A 22,372-nucleotide genomic window follows, 5' to 3' on the forward strand; every position below is an offset into this window, starting at 1 on the left:
AAAATTCTCTGGTGGTCTTTCGGTTTTTTCGTTGTTATGGCCATGGTTACGCTCTTCGTTTTTTACCGCGGGCGCAATCTTGTCTCTTCGGGTAACGTCGTTTTAAAAATCACTGGTCCCACAGAAATCGCCGCCGGACAAGAGCTTTCGCTTCAGACCAGTATCACTAATAAAAACCAGGCTTCGCTAGAGTTAGTTGATCTGATTGTTACTTACCCATCAGGCACCCGTGTAGCTGGCGACACAAATCAGGCCTTGGTGCGCGAGCGCCTACCGCTTGGGGAGATTAAACCAGGCGAGACAGTTAATCGCCTCGTGCGGTCGGTGCTTTTCGGGGAGAAGGGAAGTCGTCAAACAATCAACTTCTCGGTGGAGTATCGCCTGGAAGATTCGAATGCAATCTTCGATAAAAATAGCAGTTACTCTGTCGATATTAGCTCAACCCCTCTTGTTATTCAACTTGATTTACCGGAGGAAGTTAATAGTAACCAGGAAATTGTTTTAAACGCCGAGGTCCAGTCTAATGCTGAAAGTGCCATTGCCGATCCTTACGTTATTGTTACATATCCAGCGGGATTTCGTTTTTCCAAAGCAACACCAAGTCCTGTTCGTGGTCAGAATGTTTGGCGGTTTGCATCGTTGAATTCCGGGGAGAAACGAACGATTCAAATTCGAGGGACGATTGAAGGACAAGACGATGAACAAAAATCTTTTCGTGTTTCGGCGGGTACAATGGAAGATGAAAATGCCGATGACCTCTCTGCCACTCTCGGCGCCACTTTTTCTACGCTTACAATTAAACGGCCGTATGTCAGTCTGGTGGTGACAACGAACGGTAGTGCTGTTTCTGAATACCCAAGCAATAGTCGGGAACCGTTACGGGTAGACATTGATTGGGTCAATAATCTTGCGGGCGAGATTACCGATGCTGAAGTTGTGGCAAATATAGTAGGTGGAGGTCTGGACCCAACCACAGTTTCTTCTGGGCGAGGATTCTATAATTCTCGAGCCGGTAATATTCTTTGGAGTAAGGTGAATGATGACAAGTTGGGTGTAATCACACCGGGTAGTTCGGGCCGAAATTCTTTCTCTTTTTCTTCAATCTCCCTTGTGGGTGGCGTTGGGGCGGGGTTACGTGATCCGGTGATTACGCTTGAGGTGGAGTTTCGTGGTAAACGGATTAGCGACAGTGGCAATACGGAACCAGTTTTTTCCTCCGTGACTCAAAAAATAAAACTAAATTCGGATATCCAGTTAACGGGAGAAGTTTTACAGCGAACTGGTCCGTTCCAGAATCGTGGTCCGTTACCACCGAAAGTGGATCAAGAAACCACCTACACGATAGTTTGGTCGGTCCTAAATTCATCGAATAATTTAGAGGGTGCGAAAGTGACGGCGACCTTGCCTTCTTATGTGAAATGGCTGGGTGTTCGGGAGCCGACTAGTGAAACTATCAGTTTTCAATCTAGTATTTCTGGGGGTGGTGATTTGATTTGGGATCTTGGGGCTGTTGCTCCTGGTGTGGGAACGATTTCCTCCGCTCGCCGGGTGTCTTTCCAGGTCTCTCTCACGCCATCTTTGAGTCAGGTGGGTGAGGCACCGGCACTGGTTCTTGATTCTACTTTTTCTGGTCTAGACACCTTTACGCGGCAGGCACTGACTGCTAAGCTCAGACGGGCGCTAAATACCACCCTGACAAATGAGCCAGGCTTTCAGATCGGACAAGAACGAGTTACTAATCAGATTTAAATTATGACGACAGAAAAGGTAAAGGAGAAGGACGCAAAAAAAATGGAGAAAATCGTTTCGCTCTGCAAACGGCGCGGGTTTATTTATCCGGGTTCTGAGATTTACGGTGGTTTAGCGGGCACCTATGATTATGGTCCACTTGGTGTGGGATTAAAGAATAATTTAAAGAATCTTTGGTGGAGAAATTTCGTTACCAATCGTGAAGACATGTTCGGACTTGATGCGGCGATTATTATGAACACCAAGACCTGGGAAGCCAGTGGACATGTGGCTGGATTTACCGATCCGCTGGCGGATGGGCAAAGTTTCAATACGATGTTTGCTACCAGGGTGGGGGCGGGGGAGGAAGCGCAAACGGCATATCTCCGACCAGAAACAGCACAGGGGATTTTTGTGAACTTTAAGAATATCGTTGATTCTTTTCATCCCAAATTACCATTTGGTATTGCTCAGATCGGCAAAGCCTTTCGGAACGAAATCGCACCGCGGGATTTTATTTTTCGTTTACGAGAGCTAGAACAAATGGAAGTAGAATATTTTGTGAAGGAGGAAGAATGGGAGAAGTATTTTATGAAATGGCGGGAGCTGATTTTAGATTATTTCACAGAGGTCGGCTTAATAAAAAGCTCCGTACACGAATTAGAGGTTCCAGATGGTGAAAGGGCGCACTACTCTACGAGAACAATTGATTTTGAGTTTGATTTTCCTTTCGGGCGCAAAGAGCTTTCTGGACTTGCTTATCGGACAGATTATGATCTTAAACAACACCAAGAATTTAGCAAACAAGATCTAACTTATTTTGACGAGGAAAACAAAATACGTTTCTTACCACATGTGATTGAGCCATCCCTCGGTCTGGACCGCATCTTGCTCGCCGTCATTTGTGACTCGTATCGAGAAGACGAGTTAGGTGGGGAAAAACGAACTTATCTCGCATTTAATAAAAACGTTGCGCCAGTCGCTTGTGCCGTTTTTCCGTTACTTAAAAATAAACCAGATTTGATGAATAAAGCCCATGAAATTTACCAGACCTTAAAAAAAGAAAATCCACACCGGTCGGTCGTTTTTGATGGTAGTGGGAGCATTGGAAAACGCTATCGTCGTCAAGATGAGATTGGGACACCATTATGTGTCACTGTCGACTTTCAAACCCTAGAAGATGATACGGTCACTGTGCGGGAGCGTGATACAGGCGAGCAGGTTCGTCAAAAAGTGCTTGATTTGGGGCAAATTTTGTAGACTAGTGTTTGTTGCGAGGGGTTTATTTTGATGGACAAAACTGGTTTTTGGGGATAGAATTGTAATATGATGGAAAATGGTAAAAGCATTCGGGTAGAGATTTCGGCTGGAACTGTTTTTAAGATACTTCTAGTTTTGTTTTGTGCTTTCTTGCTCTACTATCTTCTGGATCTGGTTCTGGTCATCTTGTTGTCCATCGTGATTGCTGCCGCGGTGGAGCCCGCTACACGTTGGTTTGCTCGCTTTCATGTTCCTCGCGTGCTTGCAGTACTTACGGTCTATGTTCTCACCGTTTTAGTTTTCGCTGTTCTGGTACCTGTTTTTGTCTTTCCTATCATTGCAGACTTGTCTGATCTAGTAACTGGCCTACCAGACAAGCTAAGTAGTTTGCCACTTTTTTCTAATCCACCAGGGGCAATCAGCGTCTTTGCTGGCAAACTATCACCAAATGACATTTGGTCTGGTTTGGGTAGCGGTCTCTCCGCTATTCCACACGGAGTTGCCGAGACAGCGAAGCTGGTTTTCGGCAGCTTCTTCCAGTTAATTTTAGTTGTCGTCATTTCCTTCTATCTCGCGGTGCAGCCACGGGGGATAGAGAGTTTTCTTCGTTTGGCTGCCCCAGTGACAAAAGAGAAATATGTTTTAGGTTTATGGCAACGTTCACAGAAGAAAATTGGTATGTGGATGCAGGGTCAAATTCTACTCGGGTTGATCATTGGCATATTGGTTTTTCTTGGGCTTACCATTTTTCAAGTGGAACACGCTCTCCTGCTTGCAATTCTCGCCGCTCTTTTTGAACTCATACCATTTTTTGGACCAGTTCTTTCTGCGGTTCCCGCCGTTCTATTGGCCTTCAGCTCTAGTCCAACACTAGGACTCGTTGTCGTTGGTTTCTACATCATAATCCAACAATTCGAGAATCATTTAATTTATCCGCTGGTGGTTCGTAAAATTGTCGGCGTGCCGCCATTACTGGTCATTATTTCACTAATTGTGGGCGCACAATTGGCGGGGTTCATCGGTTTACTTCTGGCTGTGCCACTTGCGACCGTGATGATGGAGATGTTGGGTGATTTTGAAAAGAGTAAGTACTTGGTGGAGCGGACGCAAGAGAAGGCAAATGTCTAAACCGTTTTATCTCACCACCACGCTTCCTTATGTGAACGCGGAACCTCACATTGGTTTTGCGTTAGAAATTGTTCAGGCGGACATCATTGCTCGTTACCACTTATTGTTGGGTGACGAGATTTTCTTCAATACCGGAACAGACGAGCATGGTTTAAAGATTTATAAAAAAGCGCAGGAACTTGGGCGACCAACTCAAGAATATGTGGATGAATATGCGGAAAAGTTTAAGAATTTACAGAAGCATCTAGGGCTTAGTGATAATTTGAATTTCATTAGGACAACCGACCCGGGACACATGGAAGCGGCTCGGAGATTCTGGGAGATCTGCGAGAGAAACAATTTTATTTATAAAAAGAATTATCAGGTCAAATATTGTGTTGGCTGCGAATTGGAAAAAACTGAATCAGAGCTGGAGGATGGTAGATGCCCGATCCATCCTAATTTGGAGGTCGAATTAATTGATGAGGAAAACTATTTTTTTAAGTTTAAAGCATTCGAACAGGATTTATTGAAACTTTACGAAAGGCCGAACTTTGTCCTGCCACAATCACGTTTGAACGAGATCAAAGCTTTTGTTGGACGGGGATTGGAGGATTTCTCTATCTCTCGACTGGCGAGCAAGATGCCGTGGGGCGTGCCAGTGCCGAATGACCCTGATCACGTGATGTCTGTCTGGTTTGATGCGCTGGTCAATTATATTTCGGCATTAGGTTGGCCTAACGATCTCGAGAAGTTCGAAAAGTTTTGGGGGACAAAAGAATCACCAAATGCTGTCCAATTTGCTGGCAAGGATAACCTGCGTCAGCAGTCAGCAATGTGGCAGGCGATGTTACTGGCCGCTGGTCTACCGACCTCTAAACAGATTGTGATTCACGGTTTTATTAATGTTGATGGGCAAAAAATGAGCAAATCGCTCGGTAATGTAATTGATCCAATTAAGCTGGTGGAAGAATATGGAACGGATGCTGTCCGTTATTATCTTGCGCGCCACGTTAACCCATTTGAGGATAGTGATTTCACCCTAGAAAAATTCAAAGAAGCCTACAACGCTAATTTGGCGAATGGTTTGGGGAATCTGGTGAGCAGGGTGATGAAGATGGCCGAAGTAAATAATATAAAATCGGACGTTAATTTTGAAATTGATAAGGAATTATTTGGTGAGATGAAAAATATCGATAGTTTTGAATTTAATAAGGAAATGGATGCGATATGGAAATATATTTCTGACGTAGATAATTTTATTCAGAATCACAAACCATTTGAATTAATAAAGACCAATCGTCCACAGGCAGAAGAAGATATAAAACTTGTCTTACGTTGGCTTGCCAGAATTGCCATGTGGCTAAGGCCGTTCATGCCTTCATCGGCCGAGAAAATTAGAACCGCCATTTGTGAAAATAAAATGCCCGAGGCGCTTTTTCGGAGGAAGGACTAAATGTCAGGATTAGAAATTATCGATATCCATAGTCATCTCAACTTTCCGCAATATGACGATGATCGGGAGGCGGTTTTTGCTCGGGCGAATGGGGCGGGGATTGGGATGATTAATGTCGGGACAGATTTGGCCAGTTCCCGATTGGCGGTGTCTCTCGCCCAAGAGCGGGACAATGTCTGGGCGACAGTTGGTCTGCATCCAACGGATCATGTCGAAGGTTTTGAACGAGAGGTTTATTTAAGTCTGGCAAAAAATGAAAAGGTTGTTGCCATCGGCGAATGTGGCTTGGACTACTTTCATCAGAAAACCGAAGAAGAAAAAAGAAAACAGCAAGAAATTTTTATCCAACAAATTGATTTGGCGAATGAATTGAAAAAACCCCTGATGTTGCACATTCGCAACGCTTACCGTGAGGCGTATGAGATTTTGAAGACTCGAGCGGAGGTAAAAGGGAATGCCCATTTCTTTGCGGGCACTTGGGAGGAGGCGAGGTTGTTCTTGGATTTTGGTTTTACCTTGTCTTTTGGTGGGGTTATCACGTTTACCAGAGATTATGATGAGGTGATTAAAAATACACCGATTGAGATGATCCTTACCGAAACAGACTGCCCTTTCGTGGCCCCGATACCTTATCGTGGAAAAAGAAATGAACCAAGTTATTTACCAGAAATAGTAAGAAAATTGGCAGAAATAAAGGGGCTAACTTATGTCGAAGTGGCAACCGAGACCCTAAAAAACGCAAAAAGGGTTTTCTTGCCTAATTTCAATTGATTTGCTAAGATGTCGCGAATGACTACCGTGCCCAAAAATGATGAATTAAAAACCTATGAACTAGGTTATTTGCTTTCGCCGCTCGTATCTTCGGAGCAGGTTGGGCAAACGGTAGAGAAGGATGTTAAATCTTTGTTGAAAAAAGCAGGGGCTGAAGTGAAGAGTGAGATTCAGGCCCGTCATCGTGGCCTAGCTTATCCGATTAAGAAGGTAGTGGAACATAAGGGGTCCATTTTCCGTGAGGCGTATTTCGGGGCCATTGTTTTTACCTGCGCCCCAGAGAATATTCCGGCTCTAGAGGAGGGGTTGAAGAAGTCACTTGTCCTAATTCGACATCTTCTTATTGTCTTGCCTCCGGGTGCACTTCTTGTGCCGGCTAAACCGCGCGTCGTACAAGTCGAAGGAGATTCACCCGAAGTGGCGGAGTCGGTCCCTAAGGTTGAGGCAAAAATGACCGAGGCAGCAATTGATAAAGAGATTGAGGATTTAATTCATGTATCTTAACAAGGCCATTGTTATCGGTAACCTAACCCGCGATCCGGAATTACGGGCGATTCCTTCGGGGACAAAAGTCTGCTCTTTTTCTGTCGCAACCAATCGAGTGTGGAAAGACAAGAACGGAATGAAACAGGAAGATACACAGTATCACAATTGTGTGGTCTTTGGTTCTCAGGCTGAAAATGTCGCACAATATTTACGAAAAGGGAGCTCCGTTTTGGTTGAGGGTAGATTGCAGACCCGCTCCTGGGACGCACAGGATGGTAAGAAGCAGTATCGTACAGAAATTGTGGCTGATCGTGTACAGTTTGGTCCTAAAAACGCAAGCGCGGGCTATAGTTCAGGCTCTTCGGGTGGTGGGAGTGTAAACCAAGACTCAACCACTTCTGGCTCGGATAATTTAAAGACGATCCAGTATCCAGAGGAGGAGATTAATCCCGATGATATACCATTTTAAATTTTAAAAAACTAAACATGGAAACAAAAATATACAAGAAACAGTGTTACTTTTGTACAAACAATATTAAGTATCTCGATTATAAGGAGACAGACCTGATTGGCCGCTTCATCGACTCTTACGCTAAAATTGTTAGCCATCGTCGGTCGGGACTTTGTTCTGGTCATCAGAGAGATTTGACCAACGCAATCAAGCGAGCACGCTTCCTCGCCCTCTTGCCCTTTATTGCTCGATAAGTATCGTATCCAGCCTACTTCTTTTCTCGTCTTTCTACGTATTCTCCCGTTTCTGTATTAATAACGAGAGTATCGCCCTCGTTCACAAACATCGGGACCGACACCTCGGCCCCAGTTTCGAGAATCACTTTCTTATTGCCACCTTGGACGGTATTGCCTCGCACGGCTGGTGCGGCTTCCTTTACGCGTAATTCTGCTTTGACCGGAGTCTTGATCGCCACGAATTTTTCGTTAAAGGTCAGAAGCTTAATGTTTTCATTCGGTCTAACATAAATTATTTTATCAGCGATTTTTTCGCTCTCTATTTTGAAACGCTGACTTTTATCCTTTGCCTCACAAAACCAAAATTCGCCACGATTATTGTATAGATAAGTGATTTCACGCTCCTCAATTTCGGCTTCGTCTACCTTGTCGCTGGAGCCGAAAGAATGTTCTCGGACACTGCCGGTTAACAAGTTTTTGAGTTTAGTGGCGTTTACCGGTTTACGCTGTTGTTTGCGAAAGACATGGGAGGACAATACTTCATAGGGCTCGCCGTCAAGGACGATAAAACGACGTTCCTTAACCTCATTATATTCAATTGTTGCCATAGTTGCCTATCCTACGACATTTTCTCCTCCGCGGCAATCTTTTCAAGTATTGCTTTCAGGATTCCGTTTTTTGTTTTTGGGTTCTCTTTCAGATAGGTTCTGGCCGCATCATAACCGCGACCGAGCTTTTCCTCACCGTAAGAGTAGGACGAACCAGACTTTTGAACAACGCCATGCTTCTCACCCAGCGCGATAATTTCGCCTTCTGGTGAGATTCCCTCATTGTAAAGCACATCAAACTCGGCCAAACGGAAGGGGGCGGCGACTTTGTTTTTTACCACTTTCACACGAACTCGGCCACCGACAACCTCTTCGCCTTTTTTGATTTGTGCAATTCTCCTGATGTCCAGACGAACAGAGGAGTAAAATTTTAAAGCCTTACCGCCCGGTGTTGTTTCTGGGTTACCAAACATCACACCAATCTGCATTCTGATCTGGTTGATAAAGATGACAACGGTTTTACTCTTTGCGACAATTGCCGTCATCTTGCGAAGAGCCTGGGACATTAACCTCGCTTGTTTGCCTACATGATATGCACCCACATCACCCTCAATCTCGTCTTTTGGTGTGAGGGCGGCGACGGAATCAATGACAATGACGTCAACTTTACCGGAGCGGACCAAGCTGTCGGCAATCTCGAGTGCCTGTTCGCCAAAGTCTGGTTGGGAGATTAAAAGTTCATCAGTATTTACACCAATTTTTTTGGAATAATCTGGATCAAGGGCGTGTTCGGCGTCAATAAAGGCGCAGACTCCGCCATGTTTCTGTGCTTCAGCGACCACGTGAAGAGCAAGCGTTGTTTTGCCAGATGATTCTGGTCCGAAGATTTCAATGATTCGACCGCGGGGTAAACCGCCGATACCAAGTGCCATATCTAGCCCCACTGAACCGGTTGAAATTGCACCGACATTAACCTTTGTTTTTTCCCCAAGCTTCATGATCGAGCCTTCACCAAATTTGGTTTCGATTGACTTAATCGTGTCAGCAATATTGGCTGAAGAGGTTTTCGGTTCAGTGTTCTTTTTTTTCATCATAAAATAGAAAAATTAAATGTCTAACTTGACGGTTGAAGCGGTCGGCTGCTTCGATCTTAATTATATTATAGCCTGGGCTAAGCAACAATTGTTCTCGAAAGTGTCCGAAGCTGTCAGCGAAGATTTTGCCACCGTTTAACCGTAAATGGTCGACTCTCGCGACGTCACCCTCAACCGTAATCAGAGGCTCATTAACTAGGGAGTTTTCTGTGGGTGAGATCAGAGATAATCTGGGTCCGCGAATTAGGGTACTTGTTCGTGACCAGGTATAGCCGAGTATTATCACGAGGACAGAGAGACCAACTATCGTAGACCAGGACCAACGTCGCCAATTAAAAAACGCCTTCGTCATTAGGTGGTTTCTCGAATACTTCGCGTTGCTTGGCGCCCTCTCCTGGACCAATTACACCGCGCTCTTCTAAAATATCGAGGAGTCGTGCGGCTCTGGCGTAACCCACCTTTAGCTTGCGTTGGAGGTAGGATGCGGAGGCTTTGCCGGCCCGAATCACTTCAGCGCGGGCTTCCTCGTACAAGTCGTCGTCATCTCCATTCTCGGCGTCTTCTTCTAGATTGGCAGAGAAGAGCACGCTCGGATCCTTATCGGGAGTAAGACTGATCTCGTCACTCTCGACATTCTGGTAATTCTTTGCCAACCACGAAGTGACACTCTTTACTTCACCCTCAGAAATAAAAGCAGATTGCAGGCGCACTGGTTTACCCATGTCGCCCGCCAGATAAAGCATGTCTCCTGAGCCAAGTAGTTTTTCCGCTCCTGCCATGTCAAGGATTGTTCGCGAATCGATCTGAGAGGAGACCTGGAGCGCGATTCGGGCTGGTATGTTGGCCTTAATTAAGCCAGTGATCACGTCCACACTTGGTCTTTGGGTGGAGAGGATGAGGTGGATGCCAACGGCGCGGCTCATCTGGGCCAGGCGGACAATTGCACTCTCTAACTCGCGTGGGTAGCTAGACATGATGTCCGCCAACTCATCGATGATGATAACGATATAGGGCATCTTCTCGGTTTTCTCGTCGTTACCGAAATTCTTATGGAAGGAGGCAATGTCACGCACAGCGCAAGTTTCTAAAACGCTGTAGCGTCGTTCCATCTCTTTTGTCGCCCACTTGAGAGCGAGGATGGATTTTTTTGGGTCAGTGATAACTGGCGTAAGTAGGTGGGGGATTTTGTTGTACAGCGTAAGCTCCACTCGTTTCGGGTCAATCATGATGAAACGAAGTAAGTCCGGTGGATTGCGATAGAGGAGAGAAGTTATGAAGGTGTGAATGACGACTGATTTTCCCGACCCGGTTGCTCCGGCGACGAGCATGTGAGGAGCACGGGCAATGTTAGAGAAATGTGAAGCGCCGGTGATGCCTCGACCGAGTGACGCCAGAAGAGCGGCTGGGGAGGTTTGAAATTCGTTGCTACCGATAAGCGAAGCCAGACCCACCACTGATTTGGTGCTATTGGGAATCTCAATTCCGACGAGTGATTTGCCGGGGATCGGCGCCTCAATTCGGAGTGGGTGAGCAGCGAGGGCAAGTGACAGGTCATTCTGCAACGCCAGGATACGTGACAATTTAACACCCTCAGCCGGCTTTAACGCGTAGCGAGTGATGGATGGCCCAATGGAGACTTCATCCATCTCCACAATGATTCCGAAGTTCTGGAGCGTTCGCTTGATGATGTTGGCATTACCCTTGATGTCCCCGGCCCCTGGCTTACCGCTATCTGGCTCAAGGAGCGATAGAGGTGGTGGGGTAAACTTAGATGATCCATTATATTTCCGTCCAGAAGTAATAATTGAACCGAGACCGGCGAATTCATCAACCGACGCTGATTTTTTCACCGATTCCGGTTTTTCCTTGTCGACTTTTTCCAGCTCTTTTTCCGGTGCGATTCTCGGTTCGATTATCTCGTCTATTTTGTCGTCTGGTTCTGTCTTTTTAGACTGCCCGTTTTTCCAGAGTTGGTACCAATAAAGTGGGGATAGTTTTTCGGGGTCCGGTTTAGCATCAAAGATTACAAGAACGGAGATCAACATAATCGCACCAAGTAGGATAAGACCGTAGGTGTCGAATAGTTGGTTGATTGGTTGGGCGATGTAGTTACCGATTTTGCCACCCTTTATTAAGCCAAGAAAGGCAACAAAAAAAACTAGTCCAGCTAGAAAGCGAAAGAGAATGAAATTGGGACGGATTGATTTAAGGAAGGAGAGGCCAAGGAAGAAAAGGATAAGAGGAATAACATAGAACCCAACGCCAAACAGACTATCCAGTGCATGGTAGGTTGAATTACCTACAACACCAGCGTAGCCAAAACGGGCAAGTAGGAAAAAGATAGCAACAGCAAAACAGGCGACTGCAATGACGCCGTGTTTGGTCTCATCTTTCATGCGGGGATTCCCAGTGTTAGGCTTTTTTCCCTTGGACATTGGGAAATTATACCACCGCTCAATACTTGACCGCTAATCTTGTCCGATATATAATAAAGGACAATCTAATGGACAGCCAAAAAGACAATCAAAGGGACAGATTAAAATTAGAGAAACTGGCCTCGGCTGTATACTTAATTACAGATTTCTTAAATGATTCTGACCCACTCAAATGGCGTCTAAGGGACAAGGCTTTATCTCTATTGGATCAGGTCGTTTTGTCTCATATCAATCAAATTTTGTCCTTGATTAATATTGTCCGACTTAATCCGAATGCCTCCGAGATGAACTTGAATATACTCAAACGTGAGTATGATTATTTTAAAGATAGACTGGTCTCCGAGAAAGAGCTTAGTTTTGAGCAAGAAACGTTGATTTCTGGGGCAAAATTATCTCCCAAACTACACGCCGGTAACAGTGACCGCAGAGATACTATTTTCAAAATTATCAAGCAAAATGGGCCTATTTCCATTGCTGACATTGCCCGAGCGGTACCAGATGTGAGCAGTAAGACAGTGCAGAGAGAATTAGCCGAATTGGTCCGATCTGGCGCATTGAAGAAAGAGGGGGAAAGACGCTGGAGCCGTTATTTGACCGTCTAGGTCTATTTGTGCTAGACTGGCGACCAGTTATCCACAAAGTCCGTCTTTGCGGTCTTTCGGGTGGCTAGCTATAATTAGCGTTACGGCTAGTCCTTTGACAACCGAATACTCTGTCACGCTCCAAATCCTTTTGTTTATTAACTCGTCTCTCGGTTTGCGCTAGGCCTCGTCGAGAAAGTTTAGCGCCGATTGCTTGATGGGATAATAAAATGTTTTCGTTTCCGTTAGTTTATTAGTATTAATTTAAAGGTTGAATAAAATATGAATTATAAGAAATTACTTATCGGCTTGGCGGTTGTCGCCATGGTCTTCAGTGTTGGTGCTTCAAGCGCTAGCGCTTTGTCCTCTGCCGATGTGGCACAACTTTGCGCAGTGCTTTCTTGCACTCCCGCTCAGTCTGCTTCACTAATGAGTCTTGTTGATGGCGCCACTACAGGTGGTTCCACTGGCTCTGGCTACACCTTCAACGCTGATCTAACGATCGGTTCTACGGGTGCTGATGTGAGTGCTCTTCAGTCACTTCTAGTGTCTAAGGGTTTCCTCACAATGCCAGCTGGTACGGCTATGGGTTACTTCGGTAATCTAACGAAGAGTGCGGTGATGGCTTGGCAGACATCTGCTGGCATTACCCCAGCTTCTGGTTACTTCGGTCCTAAGAGCCGCGCGGCAGTCAATAGCATGAGCGCAATGACTCCTAGCGATTCAATGACTCCAGCCGGTCTTCCAGCTGGTTGTACTAGCGCTTTTGGCTACAGCACAACTACTGGGCAGCCTTGCGCCGGTGTGATGTCAACAGTTCCTGGTTGTACCAGCACTTCTGGCTTCAGTTCTACAACTGGTCAGGCTTGCTCTGGTGCTACCACGACTGGTGGCCTTACCGCTGATGGTACCGATGGTTCCATCACGATCGGAGCTTCAGCTCTTGTAAGTAGTGGTACAGCAGTTAAGAAAGGCGAAACACGAGATGTTTTGTCTACGAAACTTCAGGCCACTAGCGGTCCAGTCTCAATCAATCGGGCAGAAGTTAAGTTCAGCGAGCGACCATGGCTCACTTTGACCAAGGTTATGCTCAAGGATGGTAACGGCAATGTGCTTGCTACCAAAAACTTGAGTAGCTCTGCGGACGCAACAGAAGTTACGGTTGGTTCTGATTACCGCGTACGCTTCGATAACCTGAACATCGTTGTTCGTCCAGGTACTGACCTCCACTTGGTTGTGGCGGTTAGCGTTTTGGCCTCTTCTGACAAGATCACTGGCCAGACCGTTACTCTTGATATCCCAAGCGGCGGTCTTCGAACCGTCAATGGTCAAGGCTTCAGTGAAACCATTGGTGACACTGCTGACTTCACCTTCACCCTACCAACAACGGGTTCTAACGGTGATATCTACACCAGTATCAGTTCCAACAGTCCATTAGCTGGTTTCCAGACAGTGGCTGCTGGTACGACTCAAACGGAAAATGTCCTTCTTGGTATTTTCCGAATCAAGTCACAGAACACCAGTTCTACGCTTAATAACCTAAGCTTCAATCTTAATCGCAGTACAACCGTTGCTACAACAACCTTGTTCAGCAATGTTCGACTTGAGGCCAATGGCTTGAGCTACGGTGCGAACAGCTTGGTGGCTGGAGGCACAACCTTCACCAACATGCAGGTTCCTCTACCGCTTGATCAATGGGTAGACTTCAAGTTGACTGCTAATGTGGCCGGCGCTGACACCTCAGGCGGTGTTTCCGCTTCTTCCACTTTGGTAGCCGCTAGCATCTCTGGTATCGACACAAACTTCAACACACTCACTGTGTCTAATGCTGGAAATGTTACATCAGCTGACCGCACTTTCTTGCAGACAGGGGTTGGTATTTCCAACGCTTCTGCTGCTATTGGCAACTGTAACCCTCTGGTTACACAAGGCCCTAACGCCATTTGTGGTGCGACATTCACCTTCACTCTTACCAACACAGGCAACAATGCTGTCTATGTCAGTAAGACTCCGGGTATAATGTTCGCGACGAGCACCTCTCCTACGTCCGCCTCGTCCACAATCACAATCTTGAACGTTAGCAACCCAACAGAGGATTCTGGTGATACATCAGCTTCCTACGCCATTCAGTCTGGGGCTTCAAGAACCTTCTCCGCTGTCGGAGCAGTTAAGCAGACAGCCGGAACAACCGGTCCTCATCAGTTGTCGATCACTGGCATCTACTTTGGTGCTTCAGCCACGGCTGGAACCCAAGGTGCAGCTAGTACGAACGCAACTAGCAACTTGAGCACTGGTCTCGGAGGCCTTAAGGCTCAGGCGACCTTCTAACTTACTTAATCCCGACATCAGCGTTTGGCTGATCGGATAAGTTAAACAAAAATCCCACACATTTCTGTGTGGGATTTTTGTGTCTGTAAAGTTAATTTGTGCTAAAATTAGGAGATTATGGCAGCAGGGGAAGCAAAGTCGGATTTCTGGTGGTTAGTGATTATGGTTGGTTTGCTCGGCTTTGCTTGGTTTGTTACTGGTGGCCGAAGTAGTCCAGAAGCGACTAGTGGCCCGTTCATTCTTCCTCCCGAGAGATTGGATTCTGATGTTTCGGTTTCTTATTCACCCGACAACCCAAATACCAGCAATCCTTCAGGCACTGCTGGCGGTAATTATTACGACTACAATTCAAATCCCGATACTAGTTTGGTTCCTACCGATAATCGTTCAACCTATTTCGGACAGTTTTCCATTAACCAGGGCAATGCGCAGTATGAATCACAATCAAATCGCGAGTATATCTCGATTGTTTACCGAGGAGAAAAACCCGTAAACATTACTGGTTGGTATCTTACTAATGGTAAAGGAGAAAGAACGTATGACGTGAATGGGTCACTGACTTCACTGAAGCCTGATGTCGCCGTCATTCCGCTCGTGACTAAACTTTTTCGAAGCGGGGGAAACAATCTGGCTGATGGTAATTTGATTATTCCGAAGGGTGGTGAAGTTTTTATTACGAGTGGAAGTTTGCCGAGTACGGGTTATTTTCCACCGCTTTTGAATTTCCAGACTAATATTTGCTCTGGTTATCTGGAGGAGATGGAATATACGAATTTTTCTCCAACGCTCTGGAGTTCTTGTCCCTTACCGCGAGACTGGCCCGCCTCAAGTGGCGTGGCTAACGAATGTTATCAATATCTCACCGGTCTTGGTGCCTGCAGAACGCCGAAGTTTGAAAGGCGAACAGACGGCTTGGACTATGTTGACGGATATAGAGATCAGCTCACCAGTGCCTGTCGCGCTTTTGTGCAACAGAACTTTAATTATAATGGTTGTGTCGCGGCCTTCTCTTCTCGTGCCGATTTTTATAAAAATGAGTGGCGAATTCACCTCAACCGACCTTGGGAGGTGTGGGCCAGAGACCGCGAAACAATCACTCTCTACGATCGGGAAAATAAGATAGTAGCACAGGCGAAATATGGCTTCTACTAGAATGAGCAAGATGAAGATATTTCTGGTGACCCTAGTCTTGGGGTTTTCGGCGACGCCAGTCCTTGCTGTTTCTGATTTAGTTTTCAGCACTCAACCACAAACAATTGGTGCGGGTACAATTTCCGAGAAACTGATTGTCTCTAGTGGCGAAGCGGTCGGGGAGACGGCTGATCTGAAACGGAATTCCTCTTCAGTTGCTGGGGAGTTTTCTTCTAGTAACACCAATTGGCAGACGTTAGCTTCAATGTCTGGTTCGGATCGACCGGGGGATACGATAATCTTAGGGGGGGAGAAAGAAAAACCGTGGTGGCAGAGGATATTCTCTCGTTGAATTGGTTATGAAATACTTTGATAAATCTTTCTGGCATATGACAATGGGGTTTCTTCTGATCATTATCATTGGTCTCCTGGGAATCTACCTACTTGACGGCTTAAACTGATTACGCTAGCATTGAAACATAAGCCGGAGACAGTGGGCATTCAATAAGTCCCACCGAGGTTGACTAGCGGCTTTTTAGTCGTTATTTTTTATTTCTATTTATGCCAATTAGTAAGGAGAAAAAAGTAGATATTGTGAAAACTCTTGCTGAGCGCGTGGTGCCAGCGGAATCAATCGTCTTCGTAAACTTTCACGGTTTATCGGTGGGGGAAACAACCGAATTGCGTAAAAGTTTGCGGGCCGAAGGAGTCGGACTTATGGTCGCGAAGAAGACCTTAATCAAGCGAGCATTGGGCGCAAGTAAGATTACTGGTGATATGCCAGAATTGGACGGAGAAGTGGCGCTGGTTTATGGTGATGATTCGCTCATTCCCGCTCGTGAAGTTCAGAATTTCGCCAAGACTCACGCTGAGCATCTACGAATAATCGGCGGAGTTTTTGAGGGAAAGTATGCCGACTCGAAGTTGATGCTAGAGGTCGCATCAATTCCGGGGCGTGAGGTGCTTCTGGCTCGACTGTTGAACCTGTTCAACTCGCCAATCCAGCGTTTCGCGATGGTTCTACGGGCGGTGAGTGAGAAGCAACCAGCTTAAAAGTTAAAAATTAATAAAATAATATGGAAAATAAATTCGCAGATTTAATTGAGAAAATTGAGAAGATGAGCGTGTTGGAGCTGAACGAATTAGTGAAGACTCTCGAAGAGAAGTTTGGTGTATCGGCTTCAGCGATGATGATGGCCCCTGGTGCAGCGGCTGGCGGTGCCGCAGTGGAAGAGAAGGATAGTTTTGCTGTCCACTTGAAATCTGGTGGGGATAAGAAAATCCAAGTGATCAAGGTAGTGAAGGAGGCTCTTGGTCTTGGTCTAAAAGAGGCAAAGGATTTGGTTGATGGTGCGCCGGCTCTCTTGAAAGAGGGCGTGAAGAAGGAGGACGCTGAAAATATCAAGAAATTGGTTGAGGAGGCTGGTGGACAGGTAGAATTGAAATAATTCTAGTCAAAAAATGACGTCAAAAAATGACGTCAAAAAAGGCCAAGAAACAGGCCTTTTTTGATGCTTGACAAGGATGGTGCTATATTATAGAGTAGATGCAGAAGTACATTGTTAGCGGCTCGCCATAGTAGACCTTGTTGGCCTACTGGAAGCGAAGCTTAAAACCTGCAAAGCAGGTAGAGAGGACTTGGCCATGTCAAAGCCAACCCTAGATCAGGCGGTGAGATTGTTGAATTTGGCGCAGGAGAAGAATATTTCCCGCGAGCAGATTCAGGCTCTTTTCGAGCGAGGTTTACTGTCCGACCTTTTGGACGGCAACATGGATAAGGTGAATCGAGAACAGTTTCGCAAGATTCTGGGGCTGAACACCCTCCCCTCCATCGACTGGCTCGCCACCTATCGTGAACTAGGTCTAAACGTCCCGGGGGCCATCATCAATCGTGATGACGACTTCTGGTACATACCGGTGCTGGAAGGAGTAACCGGCAATCTGGTTATCGCCACTCTCCGTCGTCTCGGCATCACCTGCAAGCTCTACACCGAGGACTTGGACAAGTGTGTCATCAGGAACGACCGTCATCCCCAGAACGGAGCCTACACGGTCAAAGTGGCTCGCCGAGTAGAAGCCGATGAGGAATTCAAGAACCTCTCGGCCGACCAGCTGAAGGAGCAGAATCATTCTGGCATCACCTTGCTAGAATATCTCCTCCTCTTCCTCGGCTACTATGTCACCACGAAGGAATGCTTGGACACGAAGAACTGGACCCTCTGTTCCGGTTCCAGTTACTCTGATGGCGGCGTGCCGAGCGCGAGCTGGGACCCGGACAGCCGCGAGTTCTACGTCGGTTGGACGCCTCGCGGCCACGCGCGCGATAGCCTTCGCTCCCGTGAAGCAGTTTCGGGCTAAACCTTCTTGCTTCTACCTTGTAACCTCTAACCCCGTCTTCGCGCTAGCGAGACGGGGTTAATTTTATGCGGCTATGTTATAATCGGCGATAATGGAAATGCTGGGAAAATTGTTCGGAGGGATAAATCGGGTCAAGGTGATGCGACTATTCTTGCTCAATCCGGAGCTAATTCTGGGTGCGCGCGAGGTTTCTAAACGGAGCAAGATGGCCGTACCAGCGGCGAACAAAGAATTGAGATTGCTCGAGTCTACCGGCTTCCTTCTTTCTAAGAAACGGACTACGGGGAAGGTGTGGCAATTGGACACCCAGTTTCCACTGATTCCACCACTCAAGAGTATTCTGAAGAACGATCTATTGGATCGGAAGAAGCGGCTTATTCAGCAGTTTGCTCGGGCGGGCAAGATTAACCTACTCATTATTGCTGGCGTTTTCCTAGACGACGATGATGGCCGGACGGATCTCCTTGTTGTCGGCAATCATTTGAAAAGAACATTGATTGGTCGGGCGGTGAAGGATTTAGAAGCGGAAATTGGTAAGGAGTTAAACTATGCTGTCTTAGACACTTCGGATTTCCAATATCGAATGAATGCTTGTGATAAGTTTGTGCGTGATATTTTCGACTATCCGCACAGCGTCATTCTAGACCGGCTGAATCCGCCAGTAAGTTTGACGGGGTTATCCACAGGACATTGATTTTGAGGCTTAAAAGTGCTATGATTTGGGTATTATTCGATAATTATTAGTTTTAACTTAAACGTACATGATACTTGATACATGGAGTAATGTTTTGAGCGCCTCCTTCCAGAATCTTTGGTGGGGCGTGATTTCTTTCATTCCGAATGTTTTGGTGGCAATCATCATCTTCGTCTTCGGCTGGCTTGTGGGTTCTGTGCTTGGCCGCTGGGTCGCACAGATCATCAAGGCCATTAAGATTGATCAGGCTCTTGAAGGAATTGGTACGGGTGACTTGATGTCCCGCGCTGGTTTCCGATTGGATGCCGGTGCCTTCATTGGTGGATTGGTGAAGTGGTTTGTGGTTGTGGTCTTTCTCGTTGCGGCCGCAGATGTCCTGCGTCTCAATCAGGTAACGGAATTCCTTCGGGGAATCGTGCTTGGTTATCTACCAAACGTGATTGTGGCGGCTCTTATCCTGATTCTTGCCGGCATCATTGGTGAAGCGATGCAGAAGATTGTGACCGGTATGGCCAAGGCGGCGATGATGCCGTCTGCGCATCTGGCTGGGGGGATTGCTCGTTGGGCCATCTGGATTTTCGGTTTCATTGCGGCGCTTCTTCAATTGCAGGTGGCAGTGGTTCTTCTCCAGACCCTTTTCACTGGCTTGGTGGCGATGCTCGCCCTTGCTGGGGGACTATCTTTCGGTCTCGGTGGTCGCGATGCAGCGGCTCGTTATATCGAGAAATTGCGCCACGATATTGGTGGCAAGAGCCACAACTAAGTTTCTAGTTCTACCTCGCTTAAATTCTCAAAAAACACCCGCCTTGTGCGGGTGTTTTGTTTGTGGTAGTTTTTGAATTAGCGTCAGTTTGATCAGTGTTAGCTCTTTTTGGGAGGTATAGAAAATGAATGGTATCACAGGCGATTCAGTTTCCAGGTGGCAATCGTTGCTGGGGTGGTTGGTTCTACTCATTAGTCTTCTTGTCCTTGGCTACATTTGCTACAACTAACTATCCCCACCTTATCCACCCAAAGCCGTCAGTCATCAGACTTGACGGCCTTTTTCTTTCGTATATACTAGCTTCTATCAGTATGTTTAGTCAGAATAACCAAATTTTGGAGCGGCGCTAATAGCCAGTTTTTGACTCGCTATTTCCACCGCCCAGAGAGGCGGTTTTTCTTTCAGAAATGTCAGTTTTTTGACAACAGAATGCCACCACAGTCGCAAAGTTGCCCGTCGGAGAGACGGGCGAGACGAGGGTCTTTACTTGGGCTGGAGGTGTGCAGGTAAAATAACAAAAGCAATCATAAAGAAAATTAATGGTTTTTAGATTTCCTAATGGGAAATCAAGAGCAGACGGTGGATGCCTTGACTCTAAGAGGCGATGAAGGACGCGGCGTGGCGGCGATACGCTTCGGGGAGGTGCCTAGCAACCTTTGATCCGAAGATGTCCGAATGAGGAAACTCTGTCAGCGAAGAGCTGATAATCTCAGCACTTGATGTTGGGAAGCGTACCCGGGGAAGTGAAACATCTCAGTACCCGGAGGAAAATAAATCAATTGACATTTCCTTAGTAGCGGCGAGCGAAAAGGAAGGAGCCCAAACTTTTTCTTGAGCAATCAAGAAGGAGGGTTGTAAGGCAGTAACGCAATTTATATTGAGAGAGTGATAAAATGTTTCGTTAGCTGAATTGGCTGGGAAGCCAAACCATAGAGGGTAATGGTCCCGTAAGCGAAAATGAAACATCTCTTCAGTTACTGATTCTTGAGTACTCCAGGACACGAATAGCTTGGAGGAATCCGCCGGAACTAACCGGCAAGGCTAAATACTCTTAGAGATCGATAGTGAACTAGTACCGCGAGGGAAAGGTGAAAAGTAGCCCGGTGAGGGCATTGAAATAGACCTGAAACCATCTGCTTACAAGGAGTGGGAGCGGATCGCACCCTGTGTATTAGCTTTTGTATTGAATAGTGGATGAAGATGTGGATTGTAGGTTGGTGGCTTCACCTTGTCCAAAGGACCATCAGTGTCAGGGCGGGGTCGTGCGCACGAGCACCGACTAGGCGACAACCTCATGTCATCTCCACTCCCGACCTCCCTTGAGGAGGTCGGGTCCATTATTCAATACGAAAGTTTTGGTAGTACATAGAGTGCGGTCCGTGACCGCGTGCCTATTGAAGAATGAGCCAACGAGTTAATGTAGACTGCGAACTAAGCCCTTCTGGGGTGGAGTTAGAGGGAAACCGAGTGTTAATAGCGCGAATATTAGATTAGAAGCTGAAGCTTGGCTTCTAATTTTTTAGTAATCTACATTAGACCCGAAGCCAGGTGAGCTTGCCATGAGCAGGGTGAAGTTTGTCGAGAGACAGATGGAGGCCCGAACCGTTTAGCCGTTCAACACTATCGGATGACTTGTGGTAAGGAGTGAAAAGCTAATCGAACCTGGTAATAGCTGGTTCTCTCCGAAATAGCTTTTGGGCTAGCGTCTAGTTTACCCGCGAGGGGTAGAGCACTGGATGGTCTCAACAGGGCGAAAGCTCGTGAGACTAATCAAACTCCGAATACTCGCGGCCACTACTAGGCAGTTAGACGGTGGGGGCTAAGCTCCACTCGTCAAAAGGGAAACAGCCCTTGATCGCTATCTAAGGTCCCTAAATCTATGCTAAGTGCACTTAAGGAGGTGAAATTTCTCTGACAATGAGGAGGTTGGCTTAGAAGCAGCCATCCTTTAAAGAAAGCGTAATAGCTCACTCATCAAGAGATTTTGCGCCGCAGATAATCGGGGCTAAGCATAGTACCGAAGGTGCGGGCTTTCTACTTATTCGTAAGTAGGGAGCGGTAGGAGAGTATTCTGGTCTGCTGTGAAGCCACGTCGTGAGGCGTGGTGGAGTGGCCGGAAGAAAGAATGTTGGCACAAGTAACCACAATCCCGGTAAGAAACCGGGACGCCGAAAGACCGAGGTTTCCTTGGCAATGATAATCAGCCAAGGGTTAGTCGGGCCTAAGCCGATGGCGCAAGCCGCAGGCGATGGACATAGGGTTAATATTCCCTAACTGTCCGCTGGGCGAAGAGATGACGGAGTTTAGTATGCTCTGCGTATTATTGGATTTACGTTCGTTGCGTGAGAGTGGGTCCCAGGAAAATCCGGGACCCTGTCTTCAATGACAATCTCAAGCGTTGCGAGAACTTTCACCTTCGGGTGGAGGAACAAAGCAAAGCAAGCTTCCAAGAAAAGTCTCTAGCTTACCAGCGGGCAACCGTACCGCAAACCGACACAGGTGGTCAGGTCGAGTAGACCAAGGCGAACGAGTGATTGCTCCTCAAGGAACTCGGCAAAAAAGCGGCCGTAACTTCGGAATAAGGCCTGCCCCCAGCAATGGGGGCCGCAGCTAAAGTCTCTCTGGCAACTGTTTACCAAAAACACAGCTCCCTGCGAACTCGTAAGAGGATGTATAGGGGGTGACGCCTGACCAATGCCAAAAGGTTAAATATCGGTGGTGATATGTCGCAAGATGTATTGCTGGCTGATATAAGCCCTGGTGAATGTCGGCGATAACTATAATCGTCCTAAGGTAGCGAAATTCCTTGTCAGGTAAGTTCTGACGCGCACGAATGGCGTAATGACTGGAGAACTGTCTCGAGGAGCAGCTCGGTGAAAATACAATACCGGTGAAGATGCCGGTTACCTGCAGATAGACGAAAAGACCCCAGAAGCTTTACTACA

20 protein-coding genes and 1 rRNA gene are annotated in these 22,372 nt (G+C 46.7%); 18 read left to right on the top strand and 3 right to left on the bottom strand.

Going from position 1 to position 22,372, the window contains the following annotated elements; translation table 11 throughout:
* The 8 genes from IT398_00500 to IT398_00535 all read left to right on the top strand — a co-directional run.
* Positions 1-1,749 (top strand): hypothetical protein (locus IT398_00500; GenBank protein ID MCC6290543.1); only part of this gene is annotated, 1,749 nt, incomplete at its 5' end.
* Positions 1,750-1,791: 42 nt separating this feature from the next.
* Entirely contained in the window at positions 1,792-2,988 is a 1,197-nt protein-coding gene (locus tag IT398_00505; protein ID MCC6290544.1) for a glycine--tRNA ligase, read from the top strand.
* 66 nt (positions 2,989-3,054) lie between these two features.
* Entirely contained in the window at positions 3,055-4,116 is a 1,062-nt protein-coding gene (locus IT398_00510) for an AI-2E family transporter (GenBank protein MCC6290545.1), read from the top strand.
* Positions 4,109-5,551 carry a methionine--tRNA ligase gene (locus IT398_00515; GenBank protein MCC6290546.1) on the top strand — a complete coding sequence of 481 codons (1,443 nt, stop codon included), beginning with the start codon at positions 4,109-4,111 and terminating at the stop codon, positions 5,549-5,551. Before IT398_00510 ends, IT398_00515 begins: the two co-directional genes overlap by 8 nt.
* The gene (locus IT398_00520) at positions 5,552-6,322 is read left to right on the top strand and encodes a TatD family hydrolase (GenBank protein ID MCC6290547.1); all 771 of its coding nucleotides are present in this window, start codon (positions 5,552-5,554) and stop codon (positions 6,320-6,322) included. It begins immediately after the preceding gene.
* Between the two features lie 18 nt (positions 6,323-6,340).
* Positions 6,341-6,826 carry a 30S ribosomal protein S6 gene (locus tag IT398_00525; GenBank protein ID MCC6290548.1) on the top strand — a complete coding sequence of 162 codons (486 nt, stop codon included), beginning with the start codon at positions 6,341-6,343 and terminating at the stop codon, positions 6,824-6,826.
* Entirely contained in the window at positions 6,816-7,277 is a 462-nt protein-coding gene (locus IT398_00530; protein MCC6290549.1) for a single-stranded DNA-binding protein, read from the top strand. The genes IT398_00525 and IT398_00530 overlap by 11 nt, the downstream gene beginning before the upstream one ends.
* Positions 7,278-7,294: 17 nt before the next feature.
* The gene (locus tag IT398_00535; protein ID MCC6290550.1) at positions 7,295-7,513 is read left to right on the top strand and encodes a 30S ribosomal protein S18; all 219 of its coding nucleotides are present in this window, start codon (positions 7,295-7,297) and stop codon (positions 7,511-7,513) included.
* 14 nt (positions 7,514-7,527) lie between these two features.
* Here IT398_00535 and IT398_00540 read toward each other — a convergent pair whose 3' ends face one another.
* The 3 genes from IT398_00540 to IT398_00550 form a co-directional block, all read right to left on the bottom strand.
* Complete coding sequence (locus tag IT398_00540; protein ID MCC6290551.1) at positions 7,528-8,103, bottom strand: elongation factor P; 576 nt, start codon at positions 8,101-8,103, stop codon at positions 7,528-7,530.
* Positions 8,104-8,114: 11 nt separating this feature from the next.
* The gene (recA, locus tag IT398_00545) at positions 8,115-9,137 is read right to left on the bottom strand and encodes a recombinase RecA (protein MCC6290552.1); all 1,023 of its coding nucleotides are present in this window, start codon (positions 9,135-9,137) and stop codon (positions 8,115-8,117) included.
* A gap of 332 nt (positions 9,138-9,469) precedes the next feature.
* The gene (locus tag IT398_00550; protein MCC6290553.1) at positions 9,470-11,572 is read right to left on the bottom strand and encodes a cell division protein FtsK; all 2,103 of its coding nucleotides are present in this window, start codon (positions 11,570-11,572) and stop codon (positions 9,470-9,472) included.
* Positions 11,573-11,640: 68 nt separating this feature from the next.
* On the opposite strand from IT398_00550, the gene IT398_00555 reads away from it, so the two are divergent.
* The 10 genes from IT398_00555 to IT398_00600 all read left to right on the top strand — a co-directional run.
* A complete protein-coding gene (locus tag IT398_00555) occupies positions 11,641-12,174 on the top strand; it encodes a DeoR family transcriptional regulator (GenBank protein ID MCC6290554.1) in 534 nt (177 codons plus the stop codon).
* A gap of 261 nt (positions 12,175-12,435) precedes the next feature.
* Positions 12,436-14,481 carry a peptidoglycan-binding protein gene (locus tag IT398_00560; GenBank protein ID MCC6290555.1) on the top strand — a complete coding sequence of 682 codons (2,046 nt, stop codon included), beginning with the start codon at positions 12,436-12,438 and terminating at the stop codon, positions 14,479-14,481.
* A 117-nt stretch (positions 14,482-14,598) separates the two neighbouring features.
* Positions 14,599-15,633: a hypothetical protein gene (locus tag IT398_00565; GenBank protein ID MCC6290556.1), complete on the top strand. Its 1,035-nt coding sequence runs from the start codon at positions 14,599-14,601 to the stop codon at positions 15,631-15,633.
* Between the two features lie 10 nt (positions 15,634-15,643).
* A complete protein-coding gene (locus tag IT398_00570) occupies positions 15,644-15,964 on the top strand; it encodes a hypothetical protein (protein ID MCC6290557.1) in 321 nt (106 codons plus the stop codon).
* A gap of 209 nt (positions 15,965-16,173) precedes the next feature.
* Positions 16,174-16,665 carry a 50S ribosomal protein L10 gene (locus IT398_00575; protein ID MCC6290558.1) on the top strand — a complete coding sequence of 164 codons (492 nt, stop codon included), beginning with the start codon at positions 16,174-16,176 and terminating at the stop codon, positions 16,663-16,665.
* Positions 16,666-16,688: 23 nt separating this feature from the next.
* Positions 16,689-17,060 carry a 50S ribosomal protein L7/L12 gene (gene rplL, locus IT398_00580; protein MCC6290559.1) on the top strand — a complete coding sequence of 124 codons (372 nt, stop codon included), beginning with the start codon at positions 16,689-16,691 and terminating at the stop codon, positions 17,058-17,060.
* 196 nt (positions 17,061-17,256) lie between these two features.
* Entirely contained in the window at positions 17,257-17,970 is a 714-nt protein-coding gene (locus tag IT398_00585) for a hypothetical protein (GenBank protein ID MCC6290560.1), read from the top strand.
* A 91-nt stretch (positions 17,971-18,061) separates the two neighbouring features.
* Positions 18,062-18,664: a hypothetical protein gene (locus IT398_00590; protein ID MCC6290561.1), complete on the top strand. Its 603-nt coding sequence runs from the start codon at positions 18,062-18,064 to the stop codon at positions 18,662-18,664.
* 67 nt (positions 18,665-18,731) lie between these two features.
* Entirely contained in the window at positions 18,732-19,427 is a 696-nt protein-coding gene (locus IT398_00595; GenBank protein ID MCC6290562.1) for a hypothetical protein, read from the top strand.
* A gap of 556 nt (positions 19,428-19,983) precedes the next feature.
* Positions 19,984-22,372: ribosomal RNA gene (locus IT398_00600) — 23S ribosomal RNA — on the top strand; the annotation flags it as partial.

It is taken from the genome of Candidatus Nomurabacteria bacterium (assembly GCA_020847275.1).
In the GTDB taxonomy this organism is placed as follows: Bacteria; Patescibacteriota; Minisyncoccia; order Phycocordibacterales; family JACOZG01; genus JADLCI01.